Consider the following 14,634-nt stretch of genomic DNA (forward strand, 5'->3'; position numbering starts at 1 on the left):
GGCCTCGGACGGTACCATCGTGGCAAGCGTCCGCCCAGTTCAGCGCACGTTCGTGCGGTACCGCAGGAGGAGTTTCCGATGTCCTACGCGGTGGACTTCGACACCGTGTCGACGGTCGGCCTGGAGTCGTCGCCGGTGGCCGAGGCGCTCGCCGGGCTGCGGGCCAACGAGGCCCGCTACTTCAAGAACAAGTACGGCCACGTCTTCACCGTCGAACCCGCGAGCGAGGCGGGTCCGATCATCGACTACGTGAGCCGGATCCTCGAGCGCGAGCGGGGCATCGTCATCGCCGCCCGGCCGCTGGAGGCCACCGCGTTCCAGGTGGAGAACATCAAGATGGCGTACGTCTTCTACCAGGACGGCCTGTCGATCAACGTGATGTACACCGTCGACGAGGGCGGGAAACGGGCGGTCGGGTTCAAGCTCTCCGATGGCATGGAGGTTCCCGGGGAGCTCGGCTCGTTCAAGTTCGCCCGCCAGAAGTCGAAACTGGCAGGCACCATCCGTGGCTCGTACTTCGTCATCAAGAACGAGTACTGACACCCGCTCGAGCCGGGGCGAGGAAGCGTAACGGGAGCTCGTCGGGACCGTGGGTGCCGATCGCCGGGCGCCAGGTCACCTCGGTCAGTTCGGCGTGGGCGAGGTCGGAGCCGAGACAGTAGTGCGGCCCGGCGCCGAACTGCGGCAGCGGGGCGTCGACGCCTCCTGCCTGTCGCACGTGTAGGAGGCGGATCCCCACGTGCCGGTACGCCTCGGCAGCCGTACGCCGACGTGTCGTCAACCTCACGCCGACCTGACGAAAATCGCTGTTCTCGCAGCTCGAGGCAGGTGGCCGGGGCAGTCGTAAAGGAACCTTGAAGTTCGGAAATCCAGGAAACACGGCAGGACCTGTCGATCGGTGGTCGTACACTCCCGGGCCACCCCTCGAACGGAGATCTCCGCGCATGAAGCGCTTCCTGGCCGGCACGCTCGCCGGCGTCACCGCACTGACCCTCACGGTCGGGTGCGCCAACCAGTTGCAGAAGCTCGAGCCGAAGCTGGAGATCCAGAAGGCGGCCGAGAACCTGGCCGCCGGCGGCAAGGCCGGTTTCACCCTCAAGGCGGGTGGCAGCGTCGACGATCTGATCGCGCTGGCCAAGAAGGAGTCCGGTGCGGGCGAGGGCGCCTTCACCGACGAGGACGCCGACATGCTCCGCAAGCTCTACAACTCCTCGTTCACCGTCGCCTGGGACAAGGCCGGTGACGGCGTGGCCGACGACAAGGCCCTGATCAACGCGGTGATCGACGGGGTCACCGGCCTGGAGATCCGGGTGGTCGACCAGGTCACCTACGTGAAGGCGCCGGTCAGCCAGCTGGCCACCAAGTTCGGCGCCTCGGCGGCCGACGTCGCGGCGATGCGCAAGGACGTCGGCGCCGCGGTCCCGGGCGTCGACGCCCTGATCGACGGTGGCTGGGTCTCGGTCGCGACGGCCGATCTGACGAAGCTCGGCCAGGGCGCCGCCGGCGTCGCGCCGAGCACCTCCCCGGAGCAGAGCGAGAAGATCGCCGCGGAGCTGAAGGCCGGCGCGCAGAGCCTGATCGAGAGCGCCCAGGTGGTCCGCGACGACAAGGACAAGACCCACCTGATCGTCACCACGTCCACGGTCAAGGCGTACGAGCAGGGCAAGCGCCTGATCGAGTCGATGGCGAAGATCGGCGGCGAGTCGGCGGCCGGCCTGCTCGACAAGTCACTCGGCTCCGAACTGGACAAGCCGCCGGCGGACAAGCCGATCGTCCTGGACCTGTGGATCGACAACGGCACGTTCCAGGCGTTCGAGATCAACCTGCTGCAGTTCGCCGAGGGCAGCACCGGCCGCGCGACACTGCGGGTCGAGGTCGCCGGCGGCGCCGACATCGCCGCTCCCGGTGACGCCACGAAGCTCGACGTCGCCAAGATCTTCGAGGCCTTCGGTGCCGGCGCCGCCGGCCAGGGGCCGGCCAACCTCGGCGGCGGCGGTGCGGAGACCTGGGCCCAGGTGCTCGGCTCGCAGGCGGTGCTGCTCGCCGTCGCCGAGGGCGGCAAGCCGGCGGCCCACCTGAGCGAGGCCGCCGACAAGCTCACCCTCCCGGGCGTCACGGTGAAGGTGGTCCGCCGCGGCGTCGCCCAGGTCACCGCGGACGGCAGCGTCGCGTGCGTGACGGTTCCGGCCACCAGCTCGGGCAAGCCGAAGGTCGTCGCGCACGCCTGCTGAGGTGGCCATAATGAAGCGATGAAGATCAATGTCATAGGCGCCGGGATCGGCGGCCTCAGCGCGGCACTGTCGCTGCTGGCCGCCGGTTTCGACGTGCGGGTGTACGAGCGGGCGACCGCCCTGAGCGAGGTCGGCGCCGGCATCCAGCTCAGCCCGAACGCCACCCGGGTCCTGCACGGGCTCGGCCTGGAGAAGGAGCTCGCGCTCACCGCCGTGAAGCCGCTGGCGTTCCACCAGCGCCGCTGGGACGACGGCCGGACGCTGCAGCGCGCGCCGCTGGGCGAGCCGGTCGAGGCGAGGTTCGGCTTCCCGTACTACCACATGCACCGGGCCGACCTGCTCGCCGTGCTGGCCGGCGCGCTACCCGCCGAGCGGCTCCACTTCGGACACCGACTGACCGGGATCACCGATCGCGGCGACCGGGTGAGCGCGCACTTCGCCGGGCACGCCGACGCCGACGCGGACGTGCTGATCGGTGCGGACGGCATCCACTCGCCGGTGCGGGCAGCACTGTTCGGGCCCGAGGAGCCCCGGTTCACCGGCTGCGTCGCGTACCGCGGGCTGGTGCCCGCCGACCGGGTGCGTCACCTGCCGCTCGAGGTGACGGTGGACGCCTGGCTCGGCCCCGGCCGGCACTTCGTGCACTACTTCGTCAGCGGCGGGCGGGTGCTCAACTTCGTCGCGGTGATCGAGCAGGACGCCTGGACGCACGAGTCCTGGACCGACCGCGGCGACCCGGCGGACGCGCTGGCCGCGTTCGACGGGTGGCATCCCCAGGTCCGCGAGATCCTCCGCGCCGTCGACGAGACGTTCGTCTGGGCGCTGTTCGACCGGGCGCCGCTGCACCGCTGGTCGCGGGGCCGGGTGACGCTGCTCGGTGACGCCTGCCACGCGATGCTGCCGTTCATGGCGCAGGGCGCGGCGCAGGCGATCGAGGACGGCGCCACGCTGGCCGCCTGCCTGGCCGGGGCGGGCGCCGACCCGGCCGGGGCGCTGCGCCGCTACGAGACCCGGCGGCTCGGCCGGACCGCCCGCCTGCAGGCCATGTCGGCGGCGAACAAGACCCGCTTTCACCTGCCCGACGGCCCGGACCAGCGGGACCGCGACGCGGGACTGGCCGCCGGCGCGACCGGCTGGTCGTTCGACGCGATCGCCTGGCTCTACGAACACCAGGCCGGCTAGCGTCCGGGCACCGCCGGGGTCGCGAGCGCCAGCACCAGCGACCCGTCCCGGAAGATCAGGCCGCGCCTGGCGAACTCGGCGAGCACCTCGTCGACGAACTCCGGCCGCCGCAGGCGCTGATGGATCGCGGACACCCCGGTCGGGCGCTCGACGCAGGCCAGGTAAACCTCGGCAATCGCCCCGTCGAACGTGTACGTGCCGGCGCTCGCCGGGTGCCGGCTGTCCTGGATCTCCAGCAGGCCCGGCGCCGCCCGGTACGTCAGTGCCGGCCGCGGCTCCCGGGACCAGGCCCGGGACCAGTCGTCCACCGCGGCTTCCAGCGGGGCGTACACCTCGTCCGGCAGGGCGTCGCCCGACTCGTCGTCGAAGAAGTAGGCGAGCCGGTCGAGGTCGAAACCGGCCGGGTACACGTACCGATAGCTCTTCTCCGGTGTTCTCTTCCGGACGGTCCGGAAGAGAGGGCTGAACCGTTCCAACCAGATCCGGCCGGAGCCCTCCGGCGGTCGCAGATGCGCCAGGTGCGGCACCACCGCCGCCTGCTCGGCGTAGTCAGCGGCGGTCTCGCCGGGGAAGCCCCAGAGGATGCTCCACGCCACGGTTATCCCGTAGTAACCGGCCCAGCGCAGCAGGTTCACGTTCTGTGCGGCCCGCACGCCCTTGTCCATCAGCCGCAGCACCGCCGAGCTGAGCGACTCCAGGCCGGGCTGCAGGCGGGTCACCCCGGCGCGGGCCAGCGACCGCAGCTGCTCCCGGGTCAGGTTCGCCTTTGCCTCGTAGAAGAACTCGTAGTCATGGCGCCCGTCGGCGATCGCCGGGAACAGCTCGGTGAGGTACCGCATGTCGAGGATGTTGTCGACGGCCTCGAAACGCAGCGTCCGATGCCGGCGGGCCAGCGTGTCCCACTCGGTCAGCAGCCGCTGCGGCGACTTGCTGCGGTAACTCATCGTGGTCGCGTTGAGACCACAGAACGTGCAGTGATGCTTGGCGCCCCACCAGCAACCCCGGGAACTCTCGAACGGCAGCCACACCTCGCGGCGCTGCGCCGCAGACAGCAGGCCGAGGCGCTCGGCGCGGGCGAAGTACTCGCGGTAGTCCGGCGGGGGCAGCGCATCGAGATCCTCTTGCGGGCGCGCGGCCGCCGTCACCTTCAGGCCGCTTCCCTCGCGGCGGGCGATTCCCGGTACGGTCGCCGCGTCCACGCCGTCGGACAGCGCGCGCAGCACCGCCGGGAACGCGGTGTCCGCCTCGCCGGCGACGATCAGGTCGATCGCCGTCACCCGGCGCAGCAGCTCGATGCCCATCTCGTCGTCGACACCGGCCCCGCCGAAGAGCGTGACCAGCCGCGGGTACGCCGCCTTCAGCCGCCGGGCCAGCGCGAACGACGCGGTGTTCTGCTGGAACGTGCAGGTGAAGCCGGCCACCTCGACCCGATCCCAGGGATGCGCCGCGACCAGGTCGTCGAGCAGCGCCGGCACGTCCTCGGCCCGGGCGCGCAGCAGCCGGTCCCGCCGCGCCCCGGTGATGCCTAGCTCGTCGAGCAGCCGGCCGTCCGGGTCGGGTGCCGCCGCGCCGAACGCCGCCGGGGCGAACAGCCAGTCGCCGAGCAGCGGGCCGCGCGCGTCGGCGACCGACCGGTAGAAGTCGGTGCCCACCCGGGCCGCGAAGTCCAGGTTGGCGTGCAGCGTGCCGACCGGGAAGCCGTGCGCGGCGCCGATCGCCCGCAGCAGGCCGAGCTGGATCGACGGGCGGTCCACGCTCATGAACGGCATGGCGATCAGCACGGTGCGCACGGTGGTGCCGGCCGTCAGCGGCCGATCTTCATGACGGTGACCCGGACCGTGCGGCCGGCCGCCGGCTCCGGGACGAACGCGGCCTCGAACTGCTCGTCGACCGAGTCCACCGCGTCGACCTCGACGCTCACGCTCACCCTGGCGTCCTCACCGACCGAAGCGCGGATCGCGGTGATCAGGGCGCGCAGCAGGTCGGGTGCGGGCAGGCCGCCCTGCTCGACGGCCTCGGCGAGCGCGTCGATGTCGGTACGGCTGACGACTACCTCGTCCATGTTCACCTCTCACGTGTCGGCCCGGGCGCGGACGGCCGCCGCGCCCGGATGGTCGATCAGGTCGAAGAGCCCGGCCGCGGACCGCCAGGCGTCGCGGGCCGCCGCGACGTCACCGGCCGCGTGGTACGCGTCGCCCAGCGAGGCCGTGCTGTCCGCCTCGTTGTACCGGTCATCAAACTCCTGGTACAGCGCCACCGCTGTCCGGTACGCGTCGATCGCCTCCCGATGCCGGCCCAGGCGCTGGCTGGCGTACCCGAGGCTGTCCCACGTCTCGGCCTGCCCGAACCGGTCGCCGGCGGCGGACTGCAGGCGCAGCGCCGCCCGGCAGACGGTGACCGCCTCGGCGTAGTCGCCTAGCATCGCGTGGAACCAGCCGATCGCGTTCAGCCCCCGGCCCCGCCCGGCCCGGTGCCCGGCCGCGGTGAACAGCTCGACGGCCTGCTCCGCGTGCCGCAACGCCTCCCGGTACCGGCCGCGCACCTCCAGCAGCCACGCCTGATGCCGGTGGGTGTGCGCCCGGCCGACGATGTCGCCCGCCTCCCGGTAGAGCCGCAGCGCCTCGGTCAGGTGGCCGTCGGCCTCGTCCAGCCGGCGCAGCCGCAGGTACGCGCAACCCAGGTACCGGTGGGCGAAGGCCGCCTTGGCCGGCTCACCGAGCCGCCCGGCGGCGTCCAGCGCCGCGGACAGCGCCTCGATCGAGTCGTGCCACCGGCCGTGGTACGACAGGTACCGGGTCAGCACCCAGGCCAGCTGCCACACCGTCTCGTCGTCCGCGCCGCCGCGCAGCGCCGCGAGCATCACGTGGTACTCGGCGCCGAACCAGGCCAGTGCCTCCGGCTGCCCGGCCGGCCGCTCCGGCGTGGTGCCGGCCGGCAGCGGCGGCGGCCCGGCCGCCGGCTCGTCCCGCAGCGGGTTGAGCAGCAGGTCGGCGGCGTACGCGCTGTGCAGGTAGTAGGCGAGCACCCGGCGCCGGGTGGCGGCCCGGTCCGGCTCCGGGTCGAGCGTGCCGGCCAGCTCGGTGGCGTACGCCCGGAGCAGGTCGTGCAGCGTGTACCGGCCGGCCGCCCGCTCCAGCAGGTGCGCCCGGGTGAGCTCGTCCAGCACCGGGCGGACCGCGGCGACCGGCGCGCCGGCCAGCGCGGCCGCGGCCGGGGCGCCGAGGTCCGGGCCGGGATGCCCGGCCAGCCGCCGGAACAGCTGCGCCGCGGCCGGGCTCAGTTGCCGGTACGACCAGGAGAACACCGCACGCACGTTGCTCTCCAGGTCCGGATCGGTGAACTCGGCGAGCCCGCCCTGCGCCTCGCGCAGCTCACCGGCGAGCGCCGCGAGCGGCACCTCGGGTGCCACGGCCGCGCGGGTGGCCACGACGGCCAGGGCCAGCGGAAGCCGCCCGCAGCGCGTCACGATCTCGTCGGCGGCGCCGGGTTCGGCGGCCACCCGGCGGCCCCCGATCCGGTACGCCAGCAGGTCCCGGGCCTCACCGGCCGGTGGCAGCCCGAGCGCCAGCGGATGCGCGCCGGCCGTGGTGACCAGCCCGGCCAGCCGGTTGCGGCTGGTCACCACGGCGAGACAGCCGGGCGCGCCAGGCAGCAGCGGCCGGACCTGCTCGGCGTCGCGGGCGTTGTCGAGCAGGATCAGCACCCGCCGCCCGGCCAGCAGGCTGCGGAACAGGCCCACCCGGGCCGCCAGGCCGGCCGGGACGCGCTCCGGCGGCACGTCCAGCGCGTCGAGGAAGCCCCGGACCGCCTCGGCCGGCGTGACCGGGTCCCCGGTCGCGTCGAAACCGCGCAGGTTGACGTAGAGCTGCCCGCCGGGGAAGTGCCGCGCGGCACGGTGCGCCCAGTGCACGGCCAGGGTGGTCTTGCCGATGCCGGCCATCCCGTCGATGGCCACCGGCCGGGCCGGCGTCGCCGCGCGGACCGCGTCCAGCTCCCGCAGCTGCGCGGTGCGCCCGGCGAAGCCGTAGACGTCCGGCGGCAGCTGGGCCGGCACGGTCACCGCGCGGCCCGGCGGGGTGCGGGCCCCGCCGGGCGCCTCGCCGCGCAGGATCGCCTCGTGCAGGGCGCGCAGCGCCGGCCCCGGATCGGCACCCAGCGCCTCGGCCAGCCGGGTGCGCACCGCCGCGTACCGGTCCATCGCCTCGGCGTCCCGCCCGGCCAGGTGCAGCGCCTCCATCAGCAGCGCCTCCAGCGGTTCGGCGAGCGGGTACTCGGCGATCAGCGGTGGCACCGCCTCGATCACCGCGTCGGTGCGGCCGAGCCACAACTCGGCACGGGCCCAGGCGACGACGGTGTCGAGCCGGCGCTGCTGCCAGGTCTGCCGGACGCCGGCCGCCCAGTCACCGGTGAGTGCCGCCAGCGGCGCGCCGCGCCACAGGCTCAGCGCCTGGGCCAGCGCCGCCGCCCGGTCGGCCGCCGGGCGGTCCGGGTCCCGGCCAAGATCGGTGAGGCGGCCGAAGCGGTGCAGGTCGACCCGCTCCGGGTCGATGTCGAGGACGTAGCCGGCGTGCCGCCGGTCGAGCCGCCCAGGGTCGTCGTCGCCGAACACGACCGCCGTGCGGAGCAGCCCGCGGATCCGGCTGATGTGCGAGTAGAGCACGTTGCGGGCCTCGGCCGGCGGGTCGTCGCCCCAGACCCGGTCGACGAGCGTCGCGATCGGCACCGGCCGGCCCGGTTCGACGGCCAGCGCGGCCAGCACCGCCTGCTGCCGCGGGGTACCGGTGTCGAGTTGCCGGCCCGCGGCGAGCAGTTGGACCTCCCCGAGCAGCCGAACGTCCACAGCGCGCCCCCGTACCCATGCTTTCCTGCGCCGCAAGGTGGCCGCAAGGTACGTGAGCAGGACAGGGGACGACCGTTCGGGCATGACTGACCACCACCATCACCCGAACGGTGAGTGCGACACCACCGGACGCCACGGCATGCTGCTGTTCGGTGCCGGTCCGGTCTACCTGTCGCACCTGCCGATGTACCACTGCCCGCATCACTTCCAGGTCCTGCTCGAGGCGGAACTGCCGGCCGGCGCGCTGGACACGCTGACCGCCGACCGGGCGCGGCACGGCGACGGGCAGTACACCTTCGACCCCGACCCGTTCCCGATCGCCGAGCTGGAGCCGGGGAGCGACGGCGTACCGGCCCGGACCACGCTGACCGGGACGGTGTTCCGTGGCCACTTCGAACGCGGCGGCACCCCGATCGTCAAGGGCGTGCCGGTGACCGTGCGGGTGGTCTGGTTCCGCGACCTCGAGGAGGCGGCGGCATCCGGCGACGGGCTGCCGTACCTCTGCTTCGGCCGCGGCGAGCAGGTCTTCCTGGCCCACGAGCTGACCACCCGGCCGAACTTCGACCAGGTGCTCGCCGTCCGGTTCGTGCCCGGCACGGTACGCACCCAGGTCGGCCACCCGCTCGACGACGACGTCGCCGAACTGCGCTTCGCGCGGGCGCAGCCGGTCTCGTTCGGCCGCGACGACGGCGTCGACCGGCGGCTGCACGACGGCGAGGTCGCCACCGGCCTGTTCCGGCTGACCCGGTCGCCCAGCGCCGCCCGCGGCTTCAGCGTCGGCGTCGAGGTCGAGCGGGAGCTGTACCTCGAGATCGACGAACTCGCCTGAGGGGTGCGCCGCGATGACCGATCAAGCGTTCACGGTGTCCCTCGACCCGGGCACACCACAGGTGAGACCCCTTTTCGCCATCTCGCCCTCGCTGCCGGAGAGCATCGAGGCGCAGCTCAAACCGGTACGGATCGCGCTCGATGTGGCGCCGTCGGCCTTCCCGGCGCGACTGGGCGGCTTCGCGAGCCCGGCCGATTCGCCGTACGCCCGGCGCAAGGGCGCGTTCGGCTGCGCGGTCCGGGGTTTCGGCGGTACCGCTGATCGCATCTGGTTCTTTCGTGGCAAGCGGTACCTGAGGTACTTCGAGAAGCCGGAACGCCGCGACGAGACGTCCGACTGGTTGCCGATCGCCGGCAACTGGAACCTGCCGCCGGCCTTCGCCAACCGGGTCGACGCGGTGCTCACCGGCGGCATCCCGCCGTTCGAGGGGCACGTCTGGCTGTTCAGCGGCGACCAGTACCTGCGTTACGACCCGAACGACGACGTCGTGATCATCGGCGCCCAGCCGATCGAGGGCAACTGGGGCCTGCCGCCGGAGTTCTGCTCCGACCTGGACGCGGCGGTCCACGGTGTCGGCCCGTTCCTCGGCATCGTCTGGTTCTTCAAGGGCGGCAGGTACGTCCGCTACAACCTGCGGGACGACGTCACCGAGTTCGGCCCGGCCGACATCGGCCTGAAGTGGAACGGCTGGCCGGACGCCTTCGCCGACGGGGTGGACTTCGCGTTCTACGGCACCGGACCGCACGAGAACCACCTCCACTTCTTCCGCGGCGACCAGTTCATCAGGTACGACCTGGACGCCGACCGGGTGGTGGACGGCCCGGTCAAGGCCACCGAGGGCTGGCCCGCCCTGGGCCGGTTCATGCCGGTGCCGCAGCTGTTCCTCGACGAGCGGTACAAGCTGTTCACCTTCCACGGCCAGCTGGGCAACGGCGGCATGGTCGACAACAAGAAGATCGAGGCGCGCAGCCGTACCGAGGTCTGGATCATCACCCGCCGCCAGGAGCAGGTCGACACGAAGACCTCGTCGAACGTGCTGGAGAGCAACTCGCAGCAGGTCGTCGACAACTTCGCCGACCAGGTCCGGCGGGACGACGCCGAGCAGCGCAGCCGCGACGACTACGACTACGGCACCGATGCCTCGTTCCACGGCGAGGCCGAGGCCACCGGCCTCACCGGCGGCGAGGTGGACGCCGACCTGCACGTGCGGGGCCAGACCCACGACGTGCGGTCGTCGTTCGCCAAGGCCGTCGGCAGACAGATCGACCGGGCCAAGCAGGAGTCGCAGGAGCGGCACACCCAGCAGGTCCGGATGGAGGAGAGCGACAAGAGCATCAACCAGCAGACGGAGATCGGTTTCCGGCAGGTGGTGGACAACGCGTCGAGCGCCGAGTCGCTCAACTTCGTGCTGTTCCAGCTCACCCAGGAGTACATCCTGGTGCTGAGCCTGGTCGACGCGCAGCTCGTCTTCCGCAACGGCGACGACCGGGCCACCGTCGCGGCCCCGATCCGGGACATGCGCCGGCTGCTCGACTCGGTCGTCGAGGACCCGGGCGTGCGGGCGGACGTGGCGCGGGCGGTGACCGCCGCGCTGACCGCTGTCACCGACGCGACCACCGACACGGAGCGTTCCCTGCTGAACGCCGCCGGGACCGCTGTGGATCCCAAGGTGCGCACCACCTTCCAGGTCACCGACACCGAGGGCCGGCCGGTGCGCGCGATCGCCGTCGACGGCATCGTCGTCGGCGTGGACCGCCCGGTCGTCCTCACCCCCAACACCGCTATCGCCCCCATCGGCGTCTTCTGATCGGACAGTGACATGACACTCGAACCCGGCGACCACCTGTGGTACTGGGAGATCACCGGCCGCGTCTCGTTCGGCCTGAACATCCCGCAGGCCGAGTGGTTTCCCGGCTTCCAGGGCCCGACCGACTACCAGGGCCACGGCGCGGAGATCTACAACTACGTCGTCTACGAGTCGGAGATCGTCCGCGGCCGGCCGCACATGCGCCACCACCCCGGCACGTACGCCTGGCTGAACAACAACCCGGGCAACCTCACCGGGCAGCCGGGCGGCCCGGACTTCGGCCAGTACCCGGACAAGTTCAACTGGCACCACTTCCTGATCTTCCCGACCTGGGAGACCGGCTTCGCCGCGATCGCCCAGCTGCTGCGCGGTGGCGGTTACGCCGGGCTCACCCTGCTCGCGGCGTTCCAGAAGTACGCGCCGGCCTCGGACGGCAACGACCCGGCCCGGTACGCCAAGGACGTCGCGGCCGCGGCCGGCGTCGACGAGTCGGCGATCGTCGGCGACCTCGACGACGACCAGATGCTGATCATGCAGAACAAGATCACTGAGATCGAGGGCGCGGTGGCCGGCGAGACGTTCGCCTACGACGCGCCGGACCTGCCGGCCGAGATCGCCGCCCTACTGCCCTGAGAGGACCCGTCATCATGGAACCGTTCGACATCGACATGTCCGCGCCGGTCGACCCGTCCGGCGCGGGAGCCGGCCTGGGTGGCCCGGGCGACGGCGGCCACACCGGCCCGAACTGGTACATCGCGTTCGGCATGGATCTCGGCGCGGAGGAGGGCACCCAGGTCTTCGCCGCCTTCGACGGGCACGTCACCAAGTTCCAGCCGCACCAACCGGCCGCCGACACCGCCAAGGTCTACGGCGCGCAGATCTTCATGCGCTCGCCGAACGACGGCATGGGCGGCTTCTACACCCACCTCACCGGCACCCCGGACGGCCTGGGCATCGGCACCGAGGTCAAGCGCGGCGACCTGCTCGGCACCGTCGTCCGGCACGGCACCACCGCGACGCACCTGCACCTGGCGCTCTGCGAGGTGCTCGGCGGGGTGGACGGCGAGCGCCGCGGCGTCGACCTGTACCGATTCTTCCTCGACCTGGAGCAGTCGGGGCCCGGCACCGTCATCCCGGTGACCTTCGCGCAGGACGGCTCCGCTCCGATCCCGCGAACCGACTGACGCAAGACCTTGACGACGGTCGATCTCTGTTGTTCAACTGTGTTTGCTCACGATTGAACACGAGCGCTTCTTAACCGTCCTCAAGGAGCATCGCGCGTGAAGAAACAGATCCTCACCCTGGCGGCCGTTGTCGCCGTCGTCCTGGCGGCGGCGCCACCGGCCGCCGCCGATCCCGAACCCGTCTGGCACGCCGGCGTCCCGCCGCTGGCCACCCCGTGGACCGACCAGGTCGGCCCGGACAACGCCCTGCCCGAGTACCCGCGCCCGCAGCTCACCCGCGGCCGGTGGCAGAGCCTCAACGGGATCTGGCAATTCGCCAAGGCCGCCACCGGCCAGGCCGTGCCGACCGGGACCACCCTCGGCGAGCGCGTGCTGGTGCCCTACCCGATCGAATCCGCGCTCTCCGGCATCCAGCGCCACGAGGACCGGATGTGGTACCGCCGCACCTTCACCGTCCCGAGCGGCTGGGACATCAACACCGGCAACCGGCTCCGGCTCAACTTCGGCGCCGTCGACTACGACGCCAAGGTCTACGTGAACGGCAAGCTGGTCGCCACCCACCGCGGCGGCTACGACAAGTTCGACGCCGACGTCACCGACGCGCTGACCGGCGGCGGCGAGCAGGAACTGATCGTCTGGGCCGAGGACCTCACCGACGCCACCGGCCAGCCGATCGGTAAGCAGCGCCGGACCAGCGACCACGGCATCTTCTATCAGGGCAGCTCGGGCATCTGGCAGACCGTCTGGATGGAGCCGGTCCCGGCCAGCGGCATCACCGGGCTGCACCTCACCCCGGACCTCGGAGCCGGCGTCCTGCGGCTCACTGTCGACGTCGCGGGACGCGAGGACCTGCAGGTCAAGGCCGTCGCGCGGGGCAGCGGCACGGTGGCCGGCAAGATCCAAGGCGCTTCCGGTACGGAGTTGGCCCTCCCGGTGACCCGCCCGCACCTCTGGTCGCCCGACGACCCGTACCTCTACGACCTCGACGTCTCCCTGGTCGACGGCAGGACGACGGTCGACAAGGTCGGTTCGTACTTCGGGATGCGCTCGGTCGGCACCACCAAGGGTGAGGACGGCCGGCTGCGGATCACCCTGAACAACAAGATCCTGTTCAACATGGCCAACCTCGACCAGGGCTTCTGGCCGGACGGCCTGTACACCGCACCCACCGACGCGGCACTCAAGTGGGATCTCCGCAAGGACAAGGAGATGGGCTTCAACGCGGTGCGCAAGCACATCAAGGTGGAGCCGGACCGCTGGTACTACTGGGCCGACAAGCTGGGCCTGATGGTCTGGCAGGACATGCCGGCGGCGAACACCGGCCCGATCCCCGCGGAGTGGCGCGGCCAGTTCGAGGCCGAGCTGCACGAGATGGTCCGCGAGCACCAGAACTGGACCTCGATCGTCGCCTGGGTGCCGTTCAACGAGGGCTGGGGCGAATGGGACCGGGCCGCCACCGGCCGGATCGCCGACGAGGTCAAGGCGCAGGACCCGACCCGCCTGGTCAACGCGCACAGCGGGGTGAACTGCTGCAACTCCAAGGGCGACGCGGGCCGCGGCGACGTGATCGACTTCCACCAGTACCTCGGCCCGGCGTCACCGCGGCCGACGACCGAGCGGGTGTCGATCGACGGCGAGCACGGCGGATACGGCCTCAAGGTGTCCAACCACATGTGGTTCGGGGACGGCAACGCGTACCAGATGACGCCCGACAAGGCGACGCTGACCAGCCGGTACGTGCAGAACCAGGAGGACGTGCTCACCTCCGCGCAGCGCTGCGGGATCAGCGCGGCGATCTACACCCAGCTCTCCGACGTCGAGGGTGAGCTGAACGGCTTCTTCACCTACGACCGCCGGGTCACCAAGATGGACCTGGCCCAGGTCAAGGCGATCAACCAGAAGATCATCGCGGGCGCCGACGGCACCACCGCCGGCATCCCGCAGCCGGGCCCCGGCACGCCGGGGCTGAGCGGGGTCGCGTTCTGGCCGCTCGACGGGTCGTTCGGCGACCTCACCGGAGTCAACGGCCCCACCTTCACCGACGGGCACACCGGCCAGGGCGTCGCGTTAAACGGCAGCGACCAGTACCTGGACGCCGGCCGCGCGGTCCTGAACACCGCCGCCGACTACTCGGTCGCGGCCTGGGTCAAGCTCGACAAGGCGGACGGCGCGTTCCAGACCGTGGTCAGCCAGGACGGCGCCGCCAACAGCGACTTCTTCCTGCAGTACTCGGGCGCCGACCAGCGCTTCGCGATGAGCAACGCCAGCGTCCGGGCACTCGGCCCGGCCAAGCCCGAGACCGGCCGCTGGTACCACCTGGTCGGCGTGCGCGACTCGGTCAGGGGCGAGCTGCGCCTCTACGTCGACGGCGCGCTCGCCGGCACCGCCGACGCCTGCCTGCCGCAGGCCGCCCCGACCGGCCACACGGTGATCGGCCGGGGCAGGTTCGGCGGCAACCCGGTCGACTACCTGGACGGCACCGCCGACCAGGTCCACCTCTACGACCGCGCGCTGTCCGCCGCCGAGATCCAGCAGCTCTACGCCACCAACCAGTAGCGGAC

The 14,634-nt window shown here is 72.0% G+C and carries 12 protein-coding genes; 8 read left to right on the plus strand and 4 right to left on the minus strand.

Features of this window, described 5'->3' with window-relative positions; genetic code table 11:
* Nucleotides 1-78 precede the first annotated feature (78 nt).
* On the plus strand, nt 79-540 hold the full coding sequence (locus tag Actob_RS07185) for a phage tail protein (RefSeq protein ID WP_284919274.1): 462 nt from the start codon (nt 79-81) through the stop codon (nt 538-540).
* Here Actob_RS07185 and Actob_RS07190 read toward each other — a convergent pair.
* On the minus strand, nt 524-718 hold the full coding sequence (locus Actob_RS07190) for a hypothetical protein (protein ID WP_284919275.1): 195 nt from the start codon (nt 716-718) through the stop codon (nt 524-526). The two genes, Actob_RS07185 and Actob_RS07190, sit on opposite strands and share 17 nt — an antisense overlap.
* A gap of 226 nt (nt 719-944) precedes the next feature.
* Here Actob_RS07190 and Actob_RS07195 point away from each other — a divergent pair, with 226 nt between their 5' ends.
* Nucleotides 945-2,231: a hypothetical protein gene (locus Actob_RS07195; RefSeq protein WP_284919276.1), complete on the plus strand. Its 1,287-nt coding sequence runs from the start codon at nt 945-947 to the stop codon at nt 2,229-2,231.
* 18 nt (nt 2,232-2,249) lie between these two features.
* Nucleotides 2,250-3,413, plus strand: coding sequence for an FAD-dependent monooxygenase (locus Actob_RS07200; RefSeq protein ID WP_284919277.1), 1,164 nt, complete (start codon nt 2,250-2,252; stop codon nt 3,411-3,413).
* Here Actob_RS07200 and Actob_RS07205 read toward each other — a convergent pair.
* From Actob_RS07205 to Actob_RS07215, 3 genes are read right to left on the minus strand one after another with little or no spacing between them, the layout of a single operon-like run.
* Nucleotides 3,410-5,194: a RiPP maturation radical SAM C-methyltransferase gene (locus tag Actob_RS07205; protein WP_284919278.1), complete on the minus strand. Its 1,785-nt coding sequence runs from the start codon at nt 5,192-5,194 to the stop codon at nt 3,410-3,412. The two genes, Actob_RS07200 and Actob_RS07205, sit on opposite strands and share 4 nt — an antisense overlap.
* Before the next feature lie 23 nt (nt 5,195-5,217).
* Entirely contained in the window at nt 5,218-5,475 is a 258-nt protein-coding gene (locus Actob_RS07210) for a hypothetical protein (RefSeq protein WP_284919279.1), read from the minus strand.
* A gap of 9 nt (nt 5,476-5,484) precedes the next feature.
* On the minus strand, nt 5,485-8,253 hold the full coding sequence (locus tag Actob_RS07215) for an AfsR/SARP family transcriptional regulator (protein ID WP_284919280.1): 2,769 nt from the start codon (nt 8,251-8,253) through the stop codon (nt 5,485-5,487).
* Nucleotides 8,254-8,335: 82 nt separating this feature from the next.
* On the opposite strand from Actob_RS07215, the gene Actob_RS07220 reads away from it, so the two are divergent.
* The 5 genes from Actob_RS07220 (at nt 8,336) to Actob_RS07240 (ending at nt 14,629) form a co-directional block, all read left to right on the plus strand.
* On the plus strand, nt 8,336-9,082 hold the full coding sequence (locus tag Actob_RS07220) for a hypothetical protein (RefSeq protein ID WP_284919281.1): 747 nt from the start codon (nt 8,336-8,338) through the stop codon (nt 9,080-9,082).
* A 13-nt stretch (nt 9,083-9,095) separates the two neighbouring features.
* Nucleotides 9,096-10,889: a hemopexin repeat-containing protein gene (locus Actob_RS07225; protein WP_284919282.1), complete on the plus strand. Its 1,794-nt coding sequence runs from the start codon at nt 9,096-9,098 to the stop codon at nt 10,887-10,889.
* Between the two features lie 12 nt (nt 10,890-10,901).
* Nucleotides 10,902-11,522 (plus strand): hypothetical protein, encoded by a 621-nt coding sequence (locus Actob_RS07230; RefSeq protein WP_284919283.1) that lies wholly within the window; start codon nt 10,902-10,904, stop codon nt 11,520-11,522.
* Nucleotides 11,523-11,536: 14 nt separating this feature from the next.
* Complete coding sequence (locus tag Actob_RS07235; RefSeq protein ID WP_284919284.1) at nt 11,537-12,073, plus strand: M23 family metallopeptidase; 537 nt, start codon at nt 11,537-11,539, stop codon at nt 12,071-12,073.
* Between the two features lie 96 nt (nt 12,074-12,169).
* Complete coding sequence (locus Actob_RS07240; RefSeq protein ID WP_284919285.1) at nt 12,170-14,629, plus strand: LamG-like jellyroll fold domain-containing protein; 2,460 nt, start codon at nt 12,170-12,172, stop codon at nt 14,627-14,629.
* Nucleotides 14,630-14,634 lie beyond the last annotated feature (5 nt).

Source organism: Actinoplanes oblitus, assembly GCF_030252345.1.
GTDB lineage: Bacteria > Actinomycetota > Actinomycetes > Mycobacteriales > Micromonosporaceae > Actinoplanes > Actinoplanes oblitus.